Source organism: Peribacillus sp. SIMBA_075 (assembly GCF_046534585.1).
The window spans coordinates 81,779-104,137 of the sequence record NZ_JAWRYN010000001.1 but is presented as its reverse complement, the minus strand read 5'-3'; the positions used below and the strand labels follow the sequence as shown (position 1 = coordinate 104,137).

The 22,359-nt window shown below is 39.4% G+C and carries 23 protein-coding genes; 6 read left to right on the top strand and 17 right to left on the bottom strand.

The genetic code is table 11. The features are described 5' to 3' along the window. Positions 1-217: 217 nt before the first annotated feature. Positions 218-1,435 carry a sporulation integral membrane protein YlbJ gene (gene ylbJ / locus SB775_RS00570; protein ID WP_089362402.1) on the top strand — a complete coding sequence of 406 codons (1,218 nt, stop codon included), beginning with the start codon at positions 218-220 and terminating at the stop codon, positions 1,433-1,435. A 41-nt stretch (positions 1,436-1,476) separates the two neighbouring features. Here the strand turns inward: ylbJ and coaD are convergent, their stop codons facing one another. Both coaD and rsmD read right to left on the bottom strand, forming a co-directional pair. Beyond that, positions 1,477-1,968 carry a pantetheine-phosphate adenylyltransferase gene (gene coaD, locus SB775_RS00565; RefSeq protein WP_061462307.1) on the bottom strand — a complete coding sequence of 164 codons (492 nt, stop codon included), beginning with the start codon at positions 1,966-1,968 and terminating at the stop codon, positions 1,477-1,479. Next, positions 1,969-2,544, bottom strand: coding sequence for a 16S rRNA (guanine(966)-N(2))-methyltransferase RsmD (gene rsmD / locus SB775_RS00560; protein WP_089362401.1), 576 nt, complete (start codon positions 2,542-2,544; stop codon positions 1,969-1,971). It abuts the gene before it with no gap. Positions 2,545-3,015: 471 nt separating this feature from the next. Here rsmD and SB775_RS00555 point away from each other — a divergent pair, with 471 nt between their 5' ends. Then, positions 3,016-3,405, top strand: a complete 390-nt coding sequence (locus SB775_RS00555) for a DUF7147 family protein (RefSeq protein WP_089362400.1) — start codon at positions 3,016-3,018, stop codon at positions 3,403-3,405. Between the two features lie 53 nt (positions 3,406-3,458). Here SB775_RS00555 and SB775_RS00550 read toward each other — a convergent pair whose 3' ends face one another. Beyond that, positions 3,459-3,734 carry a YlbG family protein gene (locus tag SB775_RS00550; protein ID WP_048684554.1) on the bottom strand — a complete coding sequence of 92 codons (276 nt, stop codon included), beginning with the start codon at positions 3,732-3,734 and terminating at the stop codon, positions 3,459-3,461. A gap of 137 nt (positions 3,735-3,871) precedes the next feature. Between SB775_RS00550 and SB775_RS00545 the strand changes: the two genes are divergently transcribed. After that, the gene (locus SB775_RS00545; protein ID WP_410860237.1) at positions 3,872-4,195 is read left to right on the top strand and encodes a hypothetical protein; all 324 of its coding nucleotides are present in this window, start codon (positions 3,872-3,874) and stop codon (positions 4,193-4,195) included. 244 nt (positions 4,196-4,439) lie between these two features. On the opposite strand, the gene SB775_RS00540 is transcribed toward SB775_RS00545, so the two are convergent. The 5 genes from SB775_RS00540 to SB775_RS00520 all read right to left on the bottom strand — a co-directional run bounded on the left by SB775_RS00540 (position 4,440) and on the right by SB775_RS00520 (position 7,779). Beyond that, positions 4,440-4,889, bottom strand: a complete 450-nt coding sequence (locus SB775_RS00540) for a YlbF/YmcA family competence regulator (protein WP_061462303.1) — start codon at positions 4,887-4,889, stop codon at positions 4,440-4,442. 60 nt (positions 4,890-4,949) lie between these two features. After that, positions 4,950-5,375, bottom strand: coding sequence for a hypothetical protein (locus SB775_RS00535; protein ID WP_410860236.1), 426 nt, complete (start codon positions 5,373-5,375; stop codon positions 4,950-4,952). 60 nt (positions 5,376-5,435) lie between these two features. Next, complete coding sequence (locus tag SB775_RS00530) at positions 5,436-5,678, bottom strand: YlbE-like family protein (protein ID WP_061462301.1); 243 nt, start codon at positions 5,676-5,678, stop codon at positions 5,436-5,438. 12 nt (positions 5,679-5,690) lie between these two features. Next, positions 5,691-6,122: a YlbD family protein gene (locus SB775_RS00525; protein WP_176431877.1), complete on the bottom strand. Its 432-nt coding sequence runs from the start codon at positions 6,120-6,122 to the stop codon at positions 5,691-5,693. 622 nt (positions 6,123-6,744) lie between these two features. Further along, on the bottom strand, positions 6,745-7,779 hold the full coding sequence (locus SB775_RS00520; RefSeq protein WP_410860235.1) for a CAP domain-containing protein: 1,035 nt from the start codon (positions 7,777-7,779) through the stop codon (positions 6,745-6,747). A 343-nt stretch (positions 7,780-8,122) separates the two neighbouring features. On the opposite strand from SB775_RS00520, the gene SB775_RS00515 reads away from it, so the two are divergent. Then, positions 8,123-8,485 carry a YugN family protein gene (locus SB775_RS00515; protein WP_061462299.1) on the top strand — a complete coding sequence of 121 codons (363 nt, stop codon included), beginning with the start codon at positions 8,123-8,125 and terminating at the stop codon, positions 8,483-8,485. Positions 8,486-8,593: 108 nt separating this feature from the next. Here SB775_RS00515 and SB775_RS00510 read toward each other — a convergent pair whose 3' ends face one another. The 7 genes from SB775_RS00510 to cyoE all read right to left on the bottom strand — a co-directional run bounded on the left by SB775_RS00510 (position 8,594) and on the right by cyoE (position 15,491). Then, positions 8,594-9,055: a DUF420 domain-containing protein gene (locus tag SB775_RS00510; RefSeq protein WP_410860234.1), complete on the bottom strand. Its 462-nt coding sequence runs from the start codon at positions 9,053-9,055 to the stop codon at positions 8,594-8,596. Between the two features lie 238 nt (positions 9,056-9,293). Continuing rightward, complete coding sequence (gene ctaG, locus SB775_RS00505) at positions 9,294-10,196, bottom strand: cytochrome c oxidase assembly factor CtaG (RefSeq protein WP_410860233.1); 903 nt, start codon at positions 10,194-10,196, stop codon at positions 9,294-9,296. A gap of 148 nt (positions 10,197-10,344) precedes the next feature. After that, positions 10,345-10,680 (bottom strand): cytochrome c oxidase subunit IVB, encoded by a 336-nt coding sequence (gene ctaF, locus SB775_RS00500; RefSeq protein WP_089362394.1) that lies wholly within the window; start codon positions 10,678-10,680, stop codon positions 10,345-10,347. 3 nt (positions 10,681-10,683) lie between these two features. Further along, on the bottom strand, positions 10,684-11,313 hold the full coding sequence (locus SB775_RS00495) for a cytochrome (ubi)quinol oxidase subunit III (protein ID WP_410860230.1): 630 nt from the start codon (positions 11,311-11,313) through the stop codon (positions 10,684-10,686). After that, a complete protein-coding gene (gene ctaD / locus SB775_RS00490) occupies positions 11,313-13,184 on the bottom strand; it encodes a cytochrome c oxidase subunit I (RefSeq protein ID WP_410860229.1) in 1,872 nt (623 codons plus the stop codon). The genes SB775_RS00495 and ctaD overlap by 1 nt, the downstream gene beginning before the upstream one ends. Before the next feature lie 24 nt (positions 13,185-13,208). Beyond that, a complete protein-coding gene (gene coxB, locus SB775_RS00485; protein WP_061462293.1) occupies positions 13,209-14,291 on the bottom strand; it encodes a cytochrome c oxidase subunit II in 1,083 nt (360 codons plus the stop codon). Between the two features lie 261 nt (positions 14,292-14,552). Then, a complete protein-coding gene (gene cyoE, locus SB775_RS00480; protein WP_061462292.1) occupies positions 14,553-15,491 on the bottom strand; it encodes a heme o synthase in 939 nt (312 codons plus the stop codon). A gap of 605 nt (positions 15,492-16,096) precedes the next feature. Between cyoE and SB775_RS00475 the strand changes: the two genes are divergently transcribed. Next, entirely contained in the window at positions 16,097-17,083 is a 987-nt protein-coding gene (locus tag SB775_RS00475) for a COX15/CtaA family protein (RefSeq protein WP_089362391.1), read from the top strand. Positions 17,084-17,266: 183 nt separating this feature from the next. Here the strand turns inward: SB775_RS00475 and pyc are convergent, their stop codons facing one another. Then, positions 17,267-20,704, bottom strand: a complete 3,438-nt coding sequence (gene pyc / locus SB775_RS00470) for a pyruvate carboxylase (RefSeq protein ID WP_410860227.1) — start codon at positions 20,702-20,704, stop codon at positions 17,267-17,269. A gap of 617 nt (positions 20,705-21,321) precedes the next feature. Then, a complete protein-coding gene (locus tag SB775_RS00465; RefSeq protein WP_034313996.1) occupies positions 21,322-21,603 on the bottom strand; it encodes an Fpa/YlaN family protein in 282 nt (93 codons plus the stop codon). A 221-nt stretch (positions 21,604-21,824) separates the two neighbouring features. On the opposite strand from SB775_RS00465, the gene SB775_RS00460 reads away from it, so the two are divergent. After that, entirely contained in the window at positions 21,825-22,328 is a 504-nt protein-coding gene (locus SB775_RS00460) for a hypothetical protein (RefSeq protein WP_089362389.1), read from the top strand. Positions 22,329-22,359: the final 31 nt, after the last annotated feature.

The window sequence follows — 22,359 nt, the reverse complement described above, 5'->3', positions numbered from 1 at the left end:
AACGGATTTATAGAAGCATATTATTTATATTGACAGTGAAACAAGCATTGCAGTAAAAGCCTATAACCATGTAATTGAATGGCTACATTGAAATTTCCATTGTACGGATCATCCTCATTTCATCCTGTACATTACTTTTCGAGAAAAGGAAATTCATATTTTATTATATACGAAACGGACTGCCCTTATTTAGTAACCTTCAAGAGGAGGCTGAATTTTGCTAAAATCAAAATCTAAAACAGTACTGTTAGCTACCTCCGTCACGATGATGGCAGTTGGCTTGATCATCTTCCCCCAAGAATCTTTCGAAGCTTCCAAAAGCGGGCTGAATATGTGGTGGAAAATTGTTTTCCCTTCTCTTCTACCTTTCTTGATTTTCTCGGAGTTATTAATCAGTTTTGGGGTTGTCAGGTTCATCGGCGTCATTCTCGAACCATTTATGCGTCCATTGTTCCGTGTACCGGGAGTGGGCGGGTTTGTTTGGGCGATGGGACTTGCATCAGGGTTTCCAGCTGGAGCGAAGTTCACTGTAAGGTTGCGTCAGGAGGAGCAATTGACCCGCATTGAAGCTGAAAGACTTGTTTGTTTTACTAATTCATCAAATCCATTGTTCCTGTTCGTTGCCGTCGCCGTTGGGTTTTTCCACAATCCTCATTTAGGGATCATCCTTGCGCTTTCCCACTACCTAGGAAATTTTTTTGTAGGCATCATCATGCGTTTTTACCGTTGGAAAGAAGAAAAATCCCCTACAAAAGTAATGAATAAGCTCCCCTCCATTAGACAAGCGTTTAGCCAGATGCACAGAACCCGAATAAAAGAAACAAGACCATTTGGCAGTTTACTTGGAGATGCCGTGATCTCATCCATTCAAACCTTATTAATGATTGGAGGATTCATCATACTCTTTTCGGTGGTCAACAAACTTTTATTTCACATGAACATTACCGGATCGCTCGCATCTTTGGTCGCAGGGATTTTACATATTTTTAATTTCCCGGATTCCTTAAGCCTACCGTTCATATCAGGCATGTTTGAAATGACTCTTGGTTCAAAATTAACCAGTTCGGTCGAAAATGCAAATCTCTTTCAGCAAACTGTGATGACAAGTTTCATCTTGGCTTTCAACGGATTCAGCATTCAAGCGCAAGTTGCCAGCATCATAGCAGCAACAGACATTCGTTTCACTCCCTTTTTTCTGGCTAGGATAGCACATGGCCTTCTGGCATCCATAATCACCGTCTTGCTTTGGGAACCATTCTATAATGACAATAGGTACAGCGGCAACCCGATACACGCCTTCCCAGTCAGCGGATCTGGTGAACATGCGCATTCCCTTTATCAGAACATGCTTGATTTCGGTCCTATTCTTACCCTCGCGTTTTTGATCCTATACATCATTATATTTACCAAAAGGCTGTTCAAAGGCCTTTCTTAAACCGAAAAAAGAGCATTGCGCGGTTAGCAATGCTCTTTTTTCTATTCTTTCTGTTCCTCGTACTTTTTAGAAAGAGCTTTCTGGACAACAGGTGGCACTAGTTCAGAGATATCCCCGCCATATTTCGCAACCTCTTTCACGATACTTGAACTCAAGAAAGAATATTGATTTTTCGTCATGATAAAGAATGACTCTATTTTACTGTTAAGGAAACGGTTCATTGAAGTTCCCTGCATTTCATATTCAAAGTCGGAAGTCGCCCTCAGTCCCCTGATAATGGCATTCGCGGAAACGCTTTCAGCATAGTCGACCGTCAATCCTTGATAGAAATCCACTTTAACATTTGGCATATGGGCCGTTGCTTCAGTAATCAATTCCAGCCTCTCCTCCACTGTGAACAGTGAATTTTTCGCTGAATTGTTCACGATGACCACATATACTTCATCAAAAACATTCGCCCCCCTTTGAATGATATCAAGATGACCAAATGTTATTGGATCAAAACTCCCCGGACAAATCGCTATTTTGGACATTCATAGTTCCCCCTGTTCGTGTACGTTTCCCCATTGATAAATCGTAACGGCAATGACGCCATAAACCTCTTTTCTCTTAACGTTAAAATCGCCAACTCTTTCTGGCAATGTAACATCATGGCCATGTTCACAAACAATATATCCCATATCGCTCAGCAATCGGTATTTATGTATTTCTTCAAGAATCTCCACAAGCTTTTGTTTCTTATAAGGTGGATCAAGAAAAATTAATTCAAAAGTCATTTCCCTTTTCACCAAAGCTTTCAATGCACGCTCTGAATCATTTTTATAAACTTCAGCACGGTCTGAAAACTTACATAGTTCCAAATTGGCCTTAACCGTTTGATTTGCTTTAAAATCCCGGTCAACAAATATGGCTTTATCCATGCCCCTGCTTAACGCTTCAATTCCCAGTCCACCGCTCCCGGCAAACAAGTCCAGGACTTGCCCTCCTTCGAAATAAGGCCCAATCATATTGAAAATGGATTCCTTAACTTTATCAGTAGTCGGCCGGGTTCCTGTACCCGGTACAGCCTTAAGTGGTCTTCCTTTGCAAATTCCGGAAACGACCCTCATCATTCTCACCACATTTTTTGACAAATTTCTGTTACTTTCCTATCCTAACATATTAGAAAAAGCTAGCCAATAATAAAAGCCATTTCCTTCAATTCCTAGATGAAAATCAACTTATCATTTCGTACCTTGGATAGATGATATCCATTCTTTAGATAAATCACTTACATTTTGAATAATAAAGTGGTTTTTGGCAATAATAAGAATAACAACATTCCTTTTTAAGGTGTTGTTGCCAACCGCGGAGAAGGCTTACGTTTCCCCATAAGTTCTTCCTCCGGTTTCTCCTCTCCCTTTGCCTTCTGGTCCTTATTTAGACATAGAAGGACCCTGCAAATTTTTGCAGGGCTTTTTTTATTGATAAAACCTATGATACCTAAGTTTCTTTTTCATAATTCGTCAATGAAGTTGTCCTTCTCTTTTATGAGGGATAATGATAAAGTAATGAATAAAAGTTAGTTAGGAGAGGTTTAATTGATTCAACGTTTTATTGAACTTGGACAAGGATATTCCGATATATATGAGTTGCTGGAAGTAGGACGCAGCCAGAAACATCGGGTCGCAAGGCTTTTGGCTTTGCATACTACAATAAATGATAAAAAGGTAACGTCATTGGTTATCGTCATGCAGCCTACAGATCCAGGGAAATTCCAGCCGCTTTACATTTGCCGTGAAGGTATACCGAACCCCCATGCCACCAAAAACAAACGCTATGAGCTTTTTGAGAACTTGGCGGAGGAACTGGATAAATCCATAATTGAAATCGATATGAAACCTTCGGTGCTCTTTGCAGAAATCGAGTTGTACTACCAACACTTAATCGGAATTTTGCGAATGAACAGATATCTGCCTCCATTAGGTTGAGAGATATTGATGCACTAATTGAAAAAGGCTGACTCCGCAAGAGTCAGCTTTTTTTAAATTCCCATTTTATAATCATATTCTTTCGCTTTATCCGGTTTGGAGTTTTCGAATTCCACCTTCAAAAAAGGCTTGTAAGAAAGGTCCACTTTTTTTACGAACGAATAATTATTCAGCTTTTCCACCAGTGGTTCCACTTCATCCATATTCGTATAAAGGACTACGTATTTCAACTTTTTTGAAACATAATGGATATTCCCAAATTTCCTAAGCATTTTGGCTTGTTTTAATGTATGTAAATAGACGATGATTCCCTGTCTCGCTCCAAGCATATCAATAACTCCCTTTTATAAAGGTTTTAACTAAGTGTAGCATAGCAGAATCTTTACTTTCAACCAAGAAAAAAGATTATAAACGAAATTCTCTTACTATTATGAATATACATACTGTGAAGGGAGCCGAAAAAACGATGGATTTAGACCAAATTTGGCAACAATTTTTGGATCATCTATTAGATAATGATGAAATCACCAAAGTTTCGATAAAAAAATTCACAGGTATACCATTTTTATATATCGATTTTCATTCGGCACAAAATGATAAAAGTAAGCTTTCTATCATAATAAAAAAAGCCGCAGGCCTTTCAATGCGTGGCAAGCAGCTCCATTGTGAAACCATTTTCGTACGGCAGGAAGAACCTTTATATGTATTCCGTCATCGTTTTTATGTGCCGCAGCAAAAGATGTTTTGCTGCGGCAATCTTTGTCCGGACTGTATCCTATACCGCAGTTAACCCCTTTTAGTCTTCAATCGCACTTGTAACGTATCCATAATATAAAAAAAGGCGAAAAACTGGTGTAAGGTTCAATGAAGGAGTTTTTTATACATGCATCGTTTCATTCCTAACACTTTCAGTAGAAGGTGCCGTATATGAAACAGCCACCGAACTCCGAAATAATATCGAATTTCGATGGCTGCAGGTTCTTTCCATAAACCACAAAAGCCGGGCAAATGATGGTTATGATCTGGCTATTTCATTAAGCAGAGCATCCACAACTTCCGCCGGTTCCGCAACTTCCCGTCGAACATCCACCTGATGATACAAAAAATGGATTCCCCGCAGGGGTTTTGACCTGTTCTGAAACCGCTCGTCCTATTCTTCCGCTTATTTCATCAAGAACGGATTGCAATTCGGTCTCCGCCCGCTTAAACTCGGCAACGGCAGGATGCATATCCATGTCTCGTTTAGCTTCCCTTGTCTCTAAATTGATACGCTTATAATCCGGATGATATTTACCGAACCTTTGAACATCTTCAAATAGATCCTTTAGTGAAGTAAACTTGGAAATTTTCCGCTGTGCCTCTTTGTCGCTCTGTAATTTATATAAACTAAGGAGATATTCTTCCCCTATTTCAGAATGAAGGATCATTTCAGCTAATCCTTCAGCCTGTTGTAAAATGTCGATGATTTCCATAGTAGCAAGCATTAACAAGCTCACCTCCATCACCATTTTACCATTTCTCTCTTTCACATGCTAATGGTTTGATTAAATCGAGGAAGTGATATGTACTTCAAACTCTTTTTGAAGCCCTGTTTTTTCACCTGAATCATTCAAAATCTCCAGCTTAATTTTATGCATGCCATTCGGGACATCCTTTAAGATAAATGCAGCCGTTCTCATATCGACTTTCTTTTGATTATCAATAAATACAGATACAGTTGCCAATTGTTCAGAATTCGTTTCAGAAAACACATAGTTTTTCAAGTAGCACTCCACATAGACGGAGTTGCCTTTCACAAAAGTTTTTACCCGAAAGTCCTCATCTGAGTTTCGGACGCTCGATACAGTGGTGGCAGCTTTAAGGGAAGGTTCACCTTGTAGGGCTACTCCTGAATTTTCAGGTTCCGGTATTTTCTTTCCACATCCCGATGCTGCCATCAACACTGTTAGAATCACAATCAACTTTCTCATAACATCGTCCCCCTTTTGCCTTTATTGTTCGCCAAAAGGAGTAATTTACTCTTTTTTTCTTCATTCACCTGGAGCATTCATCGCTTGAAACATATGAAGCATCATGGAGGCAACCTGGACGCTTTCCGAAAATTTAGAAACCCGATGTGGAATAGACTTCTCAAAAAAATATTTCGCTTCAGTTTCAAATACATCCACTTCATGAGGATTACGCATTAACCTTTTGTACCAGGCAGGTTGAATCCTCAAGTAATTTCGCATATCATCATTCGTTTGAATGAATTCATATATATTCTGACGCATGAAAAACCCTCCTTAATCTTTAGTGAATAAAAAAGGGTTAGCTCTCTGCTCTCTTTCTTTTTTAGGGGGACTGGTATCTTCTGATTTATTCCCTTGGAAAGCAGATAGCACTCCTTGGATTGCACCAATGGCCTGATTGGCATTTGTAATATATTGTTGAATCTGGCCCATATCCATATTTTTAACTGCACTCATTAACGAACCGATCAACTCAGTACTTTGGTCTCCTTTTTCTACCGGCGGTGATGGGGCTTCTGAATTCACTTCGGACTTATCCACGCTTACATCAGCCTGCCAGCGTGGATGATCTTCTCCGAGTAAATACCATTCTTCAAAAAGTTCCTGCCATGTTGCTTGCTTGTTTCTCACTTCATTCACTAAAAAAGGATGCTCCTTGACAAACTCCCGAAATCGATCGACGGAGGGGCGCTTTCTTTTTGCCATTACTCTCACCTCACACTTAGACATCGCCTATTGCACCATATGCTATAAGCAAATAAAATGTGCATCAAATTCCGCTTCAAATGCAATTGGATTTCATATAGTAAAAAAGGATGTATTTTCATACCGGATACAAGTGAATTAAACAAGGATTTCCAGAACCCGGTTCAGTCTGTAGATGAAACGGAGTTATCGGTTTTATCTGGAATTGACTCAGATCTAAAAGCCAAAAGAGCCCCAAAGTAAATATTCTTGTATTTCTAACCTACTGCAATTAAAAATTGCAAACAGGGGAAGACACTTACAATGATCATGCCTAAAAACCCCTCTTGTACATAATGTATTGAAAATTACATATGGGGCATGATTGCTACCTTGATAGATTCGGGGATGGGTGCCTTGCAAACTCAACATGTCCACAAGGGTACCGTTATTACGGATTTCCAAGTTCGATATGTGAAACCCTCCAATGGTGATCGATTAAAGTGTACGAGTAAATTAATAATAGAGGTAGTAAAACGATCATCATCGTGGGGAAGGTCAACCATGATGACGGGGAACTTTATGCTGTATAGACAGGAAATTTTCTAGAACAAGAAAACGGACCCCAAACGGATCCGTTTTTTTATTTTTTTATAAAATTCTGGGTGTAATACCTTTTATAAACCCCAACACCCAGACCTGTAAATTCCTCGTTCAGCATCGCATCCCGATGCCCTTTACTATTTAGCCAGCCCTCCATGACTGCAGCCGCGTCCACATAATTGGCCGCAATATTTTCACCTGCTGCCTTGTATTTAACATGACCTGCATCGAGACGTTTTTCCAAATCCCCTTTTGTTTCAGAAACATGGGTTCCTTCAGGAGCGTCCGTCATTTCCCGGCTATGAAGGTAGGCAACCTCAGCAGTTGGACCATCCCATTCTAAAGGATTAAGTTTAAACCTGCTGCGCATTATATTTGTAATATCGAAAATTTGCTGCTCATTGCCAACTTCCACTTTCGCCAAGTCTTCTTTAGAAAGTTCCTTGACGGTCACAAGTTTACCATGATAGGTCAATTCATACGGCTTTTGTTTTAATAGGGCGGAATCATTCAAAAATCGGACGCTTGAAACAGTCCCTGTGAATTTATCCAAATAAAGCTGAACATAAATGTTCCCTAGATCAATCAATGGCCTCATGTTCATATCTTCCTCCGACAATTCAAAACGATAGGAACTGTCGCCAACTTCAATATCAACAGTAGGTTCCACATATAAGCTGGAATAGATGGCATCAATCGATTCTCCAATTTTAAAAGGAGCGACATTAACCTTATCACCGATTCCATAAGCAGATACCACTTTTCCATTCTCTACGGCCAGTTGAAAATAATTGTTATAGTCCTTTTTATAAACCCACCATTCATATCCATAGGCGGACATATCAATTCGATCCGGCTTACCATATTCCTTTTCTATTTCTTTTGCCTTTTTTCCAATTGTTACTCCCAGACCTTCTGTCACTTTAGTCACCCCTTCTTTTTCGGAAGAAGTACTTTTTTCATTTATATGTCCATTGGGGTTAACGCCTTTGTTACCATCAATAAGAGGGTTACCTTCATTTTCATCGCCGATATTGAGATAAATACCTATTACGAAAAAAATAACGATTAACACCAAAACCTTTCCTAATCTGCGCAGAGGAACACTCCCTCTCTCTATCTAATTTATGTATCCAATGCAAAAAACATTCTGTCCTGATTATATCACTGTTCAATCATAATTTTCTAATTTACGATAGACTGCCCCTTCATTAAATTTATTTTAAAGTGGAACTTTTGTGAATCATTAAAATACCGTGGTTGAGTTCATTGCAACTTCCACCATTTCGTACTATTATAAAATATAGGATAAAATGGTATATTATAAACATACTTGGAGATTTTTAATATATTCATGTACATAATATTTTCCCGGTATGTCATTTTAATTCCCAATAGAAACATAGGAGGTACTATTCGTGAAATTTGAAAGCTTTGGAATCGAAAACATCACAGCCGACTTAAACCGATTAGATGACCTAATGCCGCAATATGGTTTAATACGTGCCGAACAATGGGATTACGAAAGAGTCAGTTACGATCGTAAGTTCGAATTAAAAGAAGGAACGTTTTACCTGCGAATACTTGGCTATGCTACAGAGGGCGATGTAGGCGCTCACAGAGCCGTCATCAAACTGATGGTTCCTCTATTAGGAAAACATTATTATCCACACGGAGTTGAATATGGCGAAGGGGAGGACTTCCCTGCATCATTAGTTAAACAAAGTGAAAAAATCCTCGCTCAGATCAAAGAAGAACTTACACAATTCACCGGCCTGTAAAAGCCGTTAGTAAAAAGTGCGGTACAAGGGAGCGGATCATGAGTGATGCTCTCTTTTTTTCCATTACAAAAGCCTGATGCTTTTTTTGCATCAGGCTTCTTCATCATTTTAAAATCCTAGGATCGCCTTTATTAAAGATGTTGTTTCGCCGCCATGATAGATGACATAAAGCAGGATGTAAACGGCTACTCCAGTAATCCCAGTGAAAAACCAAATGACGCTTGTCGTAGGTCCGATTTTTTTATGAATGGCGAATTTACCTTTAAACCCAGTGGTAAGCATGATGATCCCCAAAACAGCTCCAGTTGTAGCAAGTGTTATATGGAAGATTAAAAAAATCGTATAATAAATTTTAATGTCATCCGGTCCACCAAATGACGTACTGCCAATAAAGACCGTACGAGTAAGATATATAGTGAAAAAGATTACCGCAAAAACCGCAGCTACCATCATGGTTTTTTTATGAGTCTCGATTTTGCGTTGTTTAATTTGATACCAGCCTATTGCAACAGTGATGGCACTTAATACAATGAAGGCTGTACTTATCGTTGGAAGGATTGGTAAAGACATATGAATTGTAGTCCTCTCTTTATTTATTAATCAACTACCATTTTATAAAAGGTAATCATAAATTTCAATAAAATCAAGTATTTTTAACAGAATGCTCACTTTTATGGTGATATCCAAGACAAAACACTGGCTATTTGCTTAGCGATAACCATTTACAATGTCACCGGTAAAACCTAGCAGGCAATGACAACATATAAAAAACTTGCCTCCCCCCCAAGACAAGTCTTTTATGGTACAACTATTCCACATGCTGAAATTCCGAAGGTATCGGATCGATTTCATTTTGTCCGCCATTTTCCTTTTTGAACCAAGCAAAGAAAATGACACCTAATACATAGCCTAATACGATTTCTTGGATCACCTTCATAAGAACCCCACCAAGCTGTTGATCCTCAAGCAATGGCAGTCCATTGAACATTTCTGGACCGCTGAGTGTCAAACCCGACAGTGCTGAAGCGGGAACGCAAAGTTCCATGGCACTTGCCCAAGATTCCGCATTGGTAAACGTATCATACATCGGATCATTAGCAAAAATGATTAAAGCGCAGGCTGGGGTCATTAAAATGCCACTGCCGAAAATATAAGCTACTTTTTTTACACCTGTTAGACTTTCGTGTTCTGGCAATTGATTGACAAGTGGGAACCACATCAAAACTGCAGTAGTAAATAATAGCACCGTATATCCGGCATGTATCCACATCCCCGTTTTGATAAAGTCGAACACTAACGGGATATGGTACAACGAGAAAAGGACATTAAATAGTAAAAGGGCGACAAGCGGTCTCGTGAAAAATTGAAATAACGCCTTCACTCCCCTTGAATTTATGAAAGTTCTCAATAGCCAATCCGGAATCGCAATGATAAATAAAGGCGGAATCACAAGATAGAGCAATGCCATTTGAAACATGTGGGCACTGAACATAATGTGACTCAATAAATCCAGTGGCGAACCCTTTACCACATAAAGCAGGAACATGGCTGTTAAAAAATAAGTTGTCTGTTTAACGGAAAGCTGTGAACTGCCTGAAAACGCCTTCCCTTTTTTTGTCACAAACAAAAAATAGCCAAGGGTTATAAGTACGAGGGCGGCAAAATAATAAGGACTCCACAAAGCGCGAAATCCGAAAATATCAATGGACAAAAAAATCACCTCGTTCAAAACAATTTTCTTACCTTCATTATAACTAAAATGATACATGATAACAAATATAGATAAACTTGGATTTTTTTCTAGTGAATCAACACATAAAGAAAACCGGCTATCATTCAATAGCCGATTTTCTTATGGTTTATAACCAAACGATCGTTGTGAAAACAAGGACAGTTATTAAGCCGACTGCAAGGCCAGAAAATAAAAACAATGCAATGGTACCATGCCCTTTGTGCTTCATGTGCATAAAATAATACAATTGGAAAACCACTTGTATGACTGCCAGTAGCAAAATGACTGGTTTAATGAACCAATGTGAAAACCCTTCGATTCCTACTGCAGCAAAAGCAAGTAATGTAAAGAAAATCATTAGTATAAATGTTATCACTTGATGTTTCATCTCTTCAGCATTTTTCTTACGGCGATATTTTAAATCGACATTCGGGTTCGCTGAATTTGATTGATCATTCGCCATCAGTTATCCCACCATTCCCATTAAGTATACGACTGTAAAGATAAACACCCAGACTACGTCAATGAAATGCCAATAAAGACTCGCAACAAAAAATTTAGGAGCGTTATATAAATTCAAACCCCTTCCTGCATTACGTACCATTAGAGTTATGATCCAAAGCAAACCGAAAGCAACGTGTCCTCCGTGAAAACCAACTAAAGTATAAAACGCAGAGCCGAAGGCACTACTCGTAAATGTATGATGGAATTCATGAACATAGTGATTAAATTCATAAATCTCGAGGGCTAAGAAACCAAAACCAAGGGCAACCGTAATAACAAGCCATGCCTGCATTTGTTTAAAGTGGTTATTTTTCATATGATACATCGCATACACACTAGTCAATGAACTGGTCAATAATAGCATGGTTGCAACAAAAGTAAGCGGTAGCTCGAATAAGTCTTTTGCTAGGGCTGCGTCACCATTTGGAACTTTATCCTTCAATGCAAGGTAAGTTGCAAATAGTGAGGCGAATAATACCGTCTCTCCACCAAGAAACAACCAGAATCCCAAATACTTATTTTTACCTTCTAAAGTCGCTTTCTCGGGAGAAGCAGGCCAAGTAGCATCCGTGAATCTTTCATCTGCTTGCATTATGCCTTACCTCCCTTGTCTTTATCGTCCATAAGCTCTTCTTTATGAATATGGTATCCATGATCGTCTTTAACGGAACGGATAAACATTGAACCAAATGTCACCAAAAGTCCAACAATGATAATAGACAGTGTCCACGACTTATCATCCATATGGTATAAAGCACCGAATGCTGCTATAAATAAACCGGAAGCAGTCGTTAGAGGAAGAATGGATGAATTTGGCATATGGATATCCCCAAGTGGTTCTGCAGGAGTCATTTCCTTTTTACCTTCCATTTTTTCAACCCAATAAGGATCTAATCCGCGGACTAGCGGCAATTGTTTAAAATTATAAAAAGGCGGTGGTGATGGAATGGCCCATTCAAGCGTACGGCCATCTCCCCATGGATCATTTCCGACTTTTTCATTCTTCACAGATGTAATGATGATATTGATGACCATAACCAAGACACCAAATGCCATCAAAAAGGCTCCAACAGTACTAATCATATTACCTGTATTGAGACCTTGATTGTCCAAGAATGTAAATACGCGACGAGGCATCCCCATCAGACCTAAGAAATGTTGGATGAAGAATGTTAAATGGAAACCAATCAAAAACGTCCAAAATGTGATTTTCCCCAATTTTTCGCTTAACATAGTTCCAAACATCTTCGGCCAATAGAAATTGATTCCAGCCAGTAAACCTAATACAACCCCACCGACGATTACATAGTGGAAATGGGCAACAACGAAATAACTATCATGGTATTGATAATCAGCAGGTGCTGATGCAAGCATGATACCTGTCACGCCACCCATTGTAAAAGTAGGAATAAAGGCAACTGCATAAAGCATCGGGACCGTGAACTTAACGCTTCCTCCCCACATCGTAAAGATCCAGTTGAATATCTTAATACCAGTTGGTACAGCGATAGCCATAGTCGCTACGGCAAAGATTGCATTGGCAATAGGACCTAGACCAGTGGTAAACATATGATGGGCCCAAACCATGAAACCTAAGAAACCGATTAATACGGTTGCAAAAACCATCGATGAATAACCAAATAATCTTTTTCTGGAGAATGTTGCAAAAATTTCTGAAAAAATACCGAACGCTGGAAGAATCAGAATATATACTTCCGGGTGACCGAATATCCAGAATAAATGCTCCCAAATAATCGTATTTCCCCCTGCTGCTACATCAAAGAAATTCGCGCCAAACATCCGATCGAACATCATTAACACCAATCCCACGGTAAGCGGAGGAAAAGCGAATAATATCAATGCAGAAACAACGAAAGTTGACCATGTAAACAGCGGCATACGCATATATGTCATACCAGGCGCACGCATATTAATAATGGTTACAAGGAAATTGATCCCTGCAATTAGTGTTCCAAAACCCGATATTTGTAGTCCGAGGACATAAAAATCAATGCCATGGCCTTCGGAATGCAGGGAAAGTGATGCATACGATGTCCAGCCTGCATCAGGAGCGCCCCCTAAAAACCATGAAAGATTTAAAAAGATTCCCCCAAAGAAAAATAACCAAAAACCTAATGAGTTCAAATACGGGAACGCAACATCACGTGCCCCTATCTGTAATGGTACAACCGCATTCATAACAGCAAATACTAATGGCATGGCCGCCAGAAATATCATTGTCGTACCGTGCATGGTCAAAATTTCATTATAAAATCCGGCACTTACGAAGTCATTATTTGGGATTGCAAGCTGGATACGGATAAACATCGCTTCCAAACCGCCGATTACAAAGAATAACCCGCCAGAGATAAGATATAAAATGGCGATTTTCTTATGGTCTACCGTCGTCAGATAATCCCAAATCGTAGCGCCAAATCCTTTTTTATTAGCGTACGTACTCACGATTTAACCTCCTTAATCAATGTTCTATTTTTCTTCCACCTTAAGCTCTAAAAGATAGGCAGCCAGTGCATTAATATCTGAATCTGAAAGTTGGCCGTAAGTACCGGTCATTGTGTTACCCGGTTTATACTTCTCAGGATCCTTGATCCATTTTTTCACATTTTCTTCCGTGTGATCCAATACGCCAGCTATTTTTTGACGTTCACCGAATGTAGCCAGATTCGGTGCCTGACGAGCAGCCTCAGGCCTGCTGTCATTTGGTGTCACCGCATGACAACCTATACAACTTTGATTAAAGACATCTTCACCCTGTTTTGCTAGATCACCTTCCACGACAGGTTCTTTCGCGGCTTTCATATCTTTAGTCCAAGCTACAAAGTCGCTTTTAGACTTCGGTACGACCTTAAAATCCATCAAGGCATGGGAAGGACCGCAAAGTTCAGCACATTTCCCGTAAAATAAGTTGTTCGAATCTTCTGCCTTTTCACTATCGAATTCTAAGAAAAACTGATTGACCCCATCTGTATTTGTATCCATCTTTCCTCCGGCAGCCGGTATCCAGAATGAATGCTTAACATCAGAAGCAGTAAGATTGAAGTACACTTTTTGATCGGTAGGCACAACCAGATCCTGACTTGTGACAACGCCAAGGTCAGGATATTCAAACTCCCACCAATAAAGATTTGCCCTAACATTCACGACAAGGGCATCCTTCGTTTTTCCATCCTTATCTTTCTTATCCATTGCCTTTGTGTCAGCTAGGTCGAATGTAGTGACGACGGTTGGAACAGCCAGAACAATTAAAAGAAGGATAGGAATAACAGTCCAGATAATTTCAAGTTTATGACTTCCTTCAATTTGTTTCGGTATTGTTTCGTCGCCTTTCTTCCGACGGAAGCGCAGTAAAACTACAACGAACAAAATAATCACAACAATAATTACCAGAACCATGATTAGTGTACTCAATATCAGTAAGTCATACTGAGATTGCGCAACATTGCCTGCTGGCTTCAGTGCGGATAGAAATGGTTCGCCACAGCCCGAAAGGACAAGTCCTACAATTCCCAGCAAAGCAATTAGGCGCCATTTGTGCAGCCTTTTTTTCATAGCTTCAGAAACCCCTCTTTCGTCAAAATTTTCTCACAAAAATAAAAATGGGCGCAATTGCGAATATTCTCTCTATGTCAATTTCTAAAAAGAAAGAATCCCTAATTTAAGGAATTATTATGATGATTCATGTAACCACCCTTATGAATGATCCTGTTGAAGTTCTCCGTTAATATGTATGAATGGCGGTCAATGCATTATATATAAGTAAGCTGCAGCCTGTAAAAAACAGGCCGCGCAGCAACTTTTATTTAACAAAAACTAGATGAGTGTGACGATAACCATAGCTACAAATAAAATGGTCATATAATTTAAAGAATAAACAAACATGGATGTAGCCCATTTAACATCATCTTTCTTCCTATACCCCTTAATCCCCAAAATAAGCCAACCTGTGCTCAATAATGCAGCAAGAATAACCAGTGGAGTTCCTAATGGAGTTAAAAAGAAAGGAACGAACATTAAACAGATGATCCATAACATGATTGATCTTTTTGCGGCCTTGAACCCTTTTACAACCGGAAGCATTGGTACCCCCGCTGCACGATATTCTTCGACACGCCTCATTGCAAGTGCATAAAAATGAGGAGGCTGCCACAAGAACATGATCGCGAACAGGACCCAAGCGATCGTATCAAGGCTCGGGTCGACGGCTGCCCACCCGATAAGTGGAGGTACCGCTCCTGATATACTGCCTATTATCGTATTCGAGACAAATCTCCGTTTAAAAACCATGGTATATAAGACAACATAGGCGAAGACGCCGAATGCACCAAGTATAGCAGTTGTCATATTAGTCAAAGCAAGCAATACCAGTCCTGCAGCAATTAAGCCAAAGCTTAACGCCAATACCTTTGAAGGCTGTACTTTACCAGTTACCGTTGGCCGGTTTTTCGTTCTTTCCATTAAATGATCGATATCACGGTCATAATAATTATTGAAACTGCAGGAACCTGCCATTATGAGCGCCGAACCTGCAAGTGTATAAAACACTACATCAAGATTACTTAAGAAGCTAAGCCCCGAAAAATGAAGGGCTAACCATACGCCGGTAAAAGCTGTAATTATATTTGAATTGACAATCCCCACTTTTATAAGTGCGAGAAAATCCTTCCAAGCTGTTGTTTCCGGTATATCCGATTGAAGGGCGGCTTTACTGTCCTTCATGACAGCATCTGACAAACCCCTTGTTTCTGACATTTGTTTTCCTCCTTTAAATCATTCAGCACAGACGCAAATGCAAAAAATGCCTACTTACATATGCTATAGAACATTATTTCATACTTTTTGATATTTGTAACCAAAGAAGCGTACACAAAAAGTAAATTATTTACCAATGGCCGTTGTAAATGGAATCCATCGAGAGCTTTCATTCTTAATATCATGCTTAAAAACAGTAAAATTTAGTAAAATCATTTCTTCAATATATTAAAACACATTTTTGGAAGGTTTTGTGAAAATTTTTCGGTTATTTTTTGACCAATTTGTGTCTCAATACTTTCAATTCACTTGTTAGATGTTCATCAAGAACATGAATAGTATGCTGTTATCATCATCCCCTAGGCTCTGTCCCTATTTTGGTCCTACTTGAAGGTATACACTCCCTTTATTTCTATCAAAGTCTTTTGTAACTTTCAACTATTTCCGGCATTTTAATTAATAGCAATTATATTAACTGAACTTGTAAAATCATTCTAAATTGTGTAATATCGAGGAAGTTCGACAAATATTATGAAAAGTCTTATGCTATTATTAATTTTATTGAACAACCTATTTTGGCTACAGAGAAAAAGGTGGGACTACTAGTGAAATCGTCTCTTAAATGGTTTGCTGTTTTAACTACGATTGTAATGCTTTTCATCTTACTGGGTGGAGCTTTAGTCACGAAGACGGATTCCGGCATGGGATGCGGCAGGTCCTGGCCATTATGCAATGGCCAATTGATCCCAGACAAAATCACGTTAGAATTGGTCATTGAGCTTTCACATCGACTCGTATCAGGTGCCGGGGGGTTCTTGGTTTTAATTTTATCGTATTTGTCCTGGCGAAAAATCGGCCATATCCGTGAAGCACGTTTCTTATCCGTCCTTTCTTTTGGTTTTCTGTTATTACAAGGGTTGATTGGAGCTGCTGCCGTCCTTTGGTCTCAATCCGATTTCGTCCTTGCCCTTCATTTTGGCATATCACTCATTTCCTTTGCTGCCGTCTTTTTACTGACACTATTGATTTTTGAAGTCGACAAGAAGTTCGAAGCCGAAAAACTTATAGTTGATAAACGAATGAAATTCCATATTATTGGCGTATTGATTTTTTGTCTGGTAGTCGTATATACGGGTGCTCTCGTAAGGCATACGGAATCCAGTCTAATCTGTAAGGATTGGCCTTTATGTGTAAATGACAGCCTCGCGCTCCCCTCCAACCTTTATGAGTGGATTCAGATGGGGCACCGTGCAATTGCTGGCGCTATTTTCATTTGGGTTTCCTATGTGGCTTATATTGCAAAAAAATATTACAGGGATCAAAAAGTGTTGTATGGCGGTTGGATTGCTGCATTCATTCTCGTTTTTTTACAGGTTACCGCTGGGGCCTTTATAATTTTCTCAAGGCAGAACTTATATATCGCATTGGCACACGCTTTATTCATTGCCTGCTTTTTTGGTGTAATGAGCTATTTGATGCTACTGACTTCAAGAAGCAAAAAAAATGCCCTGGCCAAGCAAAAAGGGAGCCCCACCCACACGGTCAAAAGGCAGGGTGAACACGATATAACGCCAACGATACCCGCCCGTTAATGTCTGATTGTTCAATCAATAAGATAATAAGGTAAAACAAAAACCACCATTATGGTGGTTTTTGTTTTACCTTAAAGAGAGACTCGAGTGACCGTACATTGCCTAAAAGAGGGTACAGAGCAGCTTGAAACCTCAAGCATACCATTTACACCCGAAATCATTTACAAGCTCACAGTCACGGTATTACTTAGTTATTTCAATCAATAAATCACTAGTACTGATCGCTTCTCCATCTTTTACATAGATGTCTTTAATGGTCCCAGAGAATGGCGCTTGTACGGTAGTTTCCATTTTCATCGCTTCCGTAATGATCAGGTGATCACCCTGTTTGACCTGATCGCCTTTCTCTACTACTACACGAATAACCGTACCTGGCATTGTCGCACCGATTTGTTCTTTATTTTTAGGGTCAGCTTTCATTTTTGATATAACGGAAGATTTAATGTTTTCATCCTTGATGATCACTTCACGTGATTGACCATTCAACTCAAAATACACGACCCGTGTTCCATCAGCCAATGGTTGACCGATTGAAACTAATTTAACGATGAGCGTTTTACCCTTTTCAATTTCGACTTCGATTTCTTCACCTAGCCTCATACCATATAAGAAAGTCGCGGTATCAAGGTTGGAAACATCTCCAAACAGCTCAATTGTTTTATTGTAGTCCAAGAACACTTTTGGATATAGGGCGTATGCAAGCGCATCGAAATCAGTGACAGCCCGTCCCAATTCCTTGAATAATTCTTCTTTAAGGGAAGTAAAGTCCACTTCCTCCAATAATTCACCCGGTCTTACTGTTATAGGTTTTTTCCCTTTCAGGATAACCTCCTGAAGCTCTACAGGGAATCCACCAACAGGCTGACCCAGATAGCCTTCGAATAACTCTATGACTGAATCAGGGAAATCGATGGATTTGCCTTTTGTCAGAACATCTTCTTCAGAAAGGTTATTTTGCACCATGAATAAGGCCATGTCTCCTACAACTTTTGATGAAGGCGTTACTTTTACGATATCTCCGAACATTGCATTGACGCGCTGGTACATTTCTTTCACTTCATTCCAGCTATCTCCCAGCCCCACAGCTTTAGCTTGCTGCTGCAGATTACTATATTGACCGCCAGGCATCTCGTGTTTGTACACTTCGGTATGAGGTGCATTCATGCCACTTTCGAAGTCATGGTAGAATTTTCTTACCTCTCCCCAGTATTCGCCTAACCGCTCTAGTGAATCGACTTCCAATTTAGGCTGTCTGCTCGACCCCTCCAGAGCATAATGAAGCGTTTGTACACTTGGCTGCGAAGTAAGGCCAGCTAAAGACCCAATCGCCGTATCAACGATATCCACACCAGCTTCAATCGCTTTTGAATACATGAAAATTCCATTTCCGCTTGTATCATGAGTATGCAAATGGATCGGAAGGGAGGTAGTTTCTTTCAGTTCCGATACAAGTCGGTAAGCAGCATCCGGTTTCAAGAGGCCAGCCATATCCTTGATCGCTAAAATATGGGCACCGGCATTTTCTAATTCCACCGCCATATTTTTATAGTATCCGATATTATATTTACTGCGTGATGGATCATTCAAATCCCCGGTATAACAAATGGCCGCTTCCGCAATTTTGCCGGATTGACGGACTGCATCAATAGCCACTTCCATCCCTTTAACCCAGTTTAAACTATCGAAAATCCGGAAAACATCAATGCCAGCATCCGCTGATTTCTCGACGAATTCACGAATGACATTATCAGGGTAATTTTTATAACCAACTGCATTTGAAGCCCTTAAAAGCATTTGTAAAAGGACATTCGGTGCTTTTTTCCTGAAACTTAACAGCCTGTCCCATGGATCTTCTTTCAAGAATCGATAAGCTACATCGAAAGTAGCCCCGCCCCACATTTCCATTGAAAATAAATCAGGAAGGAGTTTTGCTGTAGGCTCAGCGATATCAAGGATATCCTTCGATCTAATTCTCGTCGCCAGTAAAGATTGATGTGCATCACGGAAAGTCGTATCTGTGATCAATACCTCTTTCTGTTCTTTAATCCAATTGACCAGTCCCTCTGCACCTTGCTGTTCAAGTATATTTTTTGTACCCGAGATAAGCGGCAGGCCACCAACATTCGGAATTGGAGCTGGATCGAAAACAGGTTTTTTCTTTTTCTCGACGCCTGGGAAACCATTCACAGTTACATTTCCGATATATGAAAGCATTTTGGTCCCACGGTCTTTTCTGATTGGGAAGCTAAATAATTCCGGTGTTGAATCGATGAATGATGTATCGTATTCCCCATTTATGAATTTTTCATGTTTAACAACATTTTCAAGGAAGGGGATATTTGTTTTAATTCCACGAATCCTGAATTCCTTAAGGTTACGAACCATTTTAGAAGCTGCCTGCTCAAATGAAAGTGCATGAGTAGAAAGTTTAACGAGAAGGGAATCATAATATGGTGTGATGACTGCACCTTGGAATCCATTCCCAGCGTCCAGACGGACACCAAATCCTCCACCTGAACGATATACCATCATTTTCCCGGTATCAGGCATGAAATTATTCAACGGGTCCTCAGTGGTCACCCGTGATTGAATTGCGTATCCATGCGTTTTAATCCCTGCTTGTTCGGGGATCCCGATCTTTTTGCCATGGAGCTCATGCCCTTCGGCTACCATGATTTGAGATTGAACGATATCAATGCCCGTAATCATTTCAGTAATGGTATGTTCAACCTGCACCCGTGGATTGACTTCAATAAAGTAAAATTCGCCATTTGCCACAAGGAACTCGACCGTACCGGCATTTACATAATCAATATTCTTCGCCAACTTGACCGCTGCCTCACAAATCCTTTCCCTTAAATCCTCGGAAAGGGATACGGAAGGTGCCACTTCCACAACTTTTTGATGCCTTCTTTGAACGGAACAGTCACGTTCATATAGATGGACGATATTCCCATGAGTATCAGCCAAAATCTGAACTTCGATATGCTTTGGATTCTGTATGAATCTCTCTACATAGACTTCATCGTTACCAAAGGCTGCTTTAGCTTCTGATTTTGCGCGATCATATGCCTCTTCAACTTCTTCGATTTTTTCGACAATCCGCATTCCACGTCCGCCGCCGCCCAATGATGCTTTTATAATAATTGGAAAACCGTATTGTTTTCCAAATTCCTTTACTTCTTCAACATTGGTCACCGGTCCCTCGCTACCAGGGATGACCGGAATATCAGCTAGTTCAGCTTGTGTTCTAGCTTTCACTTTGTCACCAAACATATCTAGGTGTCTTGATTCTGGTCCGATGAAGATGATTCCTTCTTCCTCACAACGTTTTGCAAAGTCAATATTTTCTGAAAGGAAACCATAACCGGGATGAATCGCATCAACTCCGCTCATTTTGGCAATCGCGATTATGCCTTCAATATCCAGGTATGCATCAATCGGCTTTTTGCCTTCCCCAACCAAATATGCCTCATCCGCTTTATATCGGTGATAAGAACCATAATCTTCCTTCGAATAGATTGCAACTGTATGAATGTCTAATTCCGTACATGCCCGAAAAATTCGTATCGCTATTTCTCCACGATTTGCCGCAAGTACTTTTTCTATACGTTTCCCCATTGCTACCACCCTAATCAATATGTATTTTTATTGAATATATAGAAAAAAAGCGTGATAGATTCACCACTTTTTATTCATAAGTTTATTTCCCCAAAAGGGAGACCGATCTGATAAGGCTCTTTTTGTTGCTGATGTAATTATTTCGATATATATTAATATTTTCGTTTTTTCATCCATAAATACAAAATAGGAACCTTACCAAATTAGCAAAAGAAAATTTAGTTATTATAATATATTATCAAAAGGTAATCAGTTGGATTTAAAATACAATTAATATAACCATAATACTAAAATAAACTGAATACAATAAAAAAATGAAAAATTACGAACATTCGTAGGTAAACACAAGGAATTCGCTGTTCTTCCACCTAACGGATCGATTGTTAATTCAACAATGCCACCACAAGGTTTAAATGCTAGATTGAAAGAGTCGATGGGATTTAACACTAAATTGAAAATTCAAAAAACAAAAAAATAAAAAAAAGCCTATTAAGCATATGCACATTTAATTAGTATGACATTATTTAATATAGTATAACACTTTCGACTAATAGATGTACATAAATAAAAAACTCAAACAATCATCGAGATTTGTTTGAGTTAGTATGTTTTATTTATTATTTTTTTAATGATGCTTCATGCAAAACTGACAATTCCTGTTCAAGGGTTTCCAAAAGAGATTTGCCCTCGGTTTCCTCTACCAAGCCTAAGCGTACGGCAAAATCAATTTCTCGTGATAGGCCGAACATTTGTGTATCAAGTACCTCTTCATATAAAGGACATTGAGGCATAGTGAGATTTTCCATTTGAACTTTTATCAGTTTTAGAATCTTGTCAGCATCTGCTTTTAATAAAGCATAAGCTTTTTCTCGATGATTGACAAGCATATCAGATGCCATGTTAAATCCCCCCGCTCAGAGCGATTAAATCTTATCTTTAAATTCTACCTTTAGTTTTATGAAAAAGCAAGGACATTGACAAACAATTTACCATCGAGATAGCCCACACACCCCTCAGCTGAAAATAGCCAGATATAGAAATTGTTCACCATCGTGCAGATGTGACATTTCAATTATAATTGATTATAATTATTAAAGAGCAACAGAAAGGAATGAGATATTTGGAACCCATCGTATTTATTAATGGAAAAGTGAAATATCCAATTACGCTAGATCCTGGAGTGTGGATTTTTGATGATCGTAAAGTTGAAATTGATACATATTTCCACGCTGAAAAAGTCCAAGTCAATGAATTAGAAGAATATACGATTGCCGCCTCCAAACACTGGCAAAAAGAAATACAGGAAGGCGCAACAATGCCACCCACATTAAAAACGGAACGAAAATTCGAGAAGCAAAGATTGCTGGAAGGGACCTTCGGCATCCCGTTTGAACCTTTTTTAAAAAATGCGGAACTTGAAAATGGGGTAACTGAAGTCATCGTTACGACCGATGATAAGGAACTTACATTCCCGTTGGAAGTTGCACTTGAATTTTTCCTTGGCTTTTCAAAGGATGGAAAGCCGCTTAAAGTATCCGAGGGTGGTCCTTTGGAAATTTATTTCGGAGATGCTTCCAACATCAATGATCCGATAAAAAATGTACGGTCTTTCACTGTTAAATAAGACTTAGCCCATAATGATCACAAAACTTTAA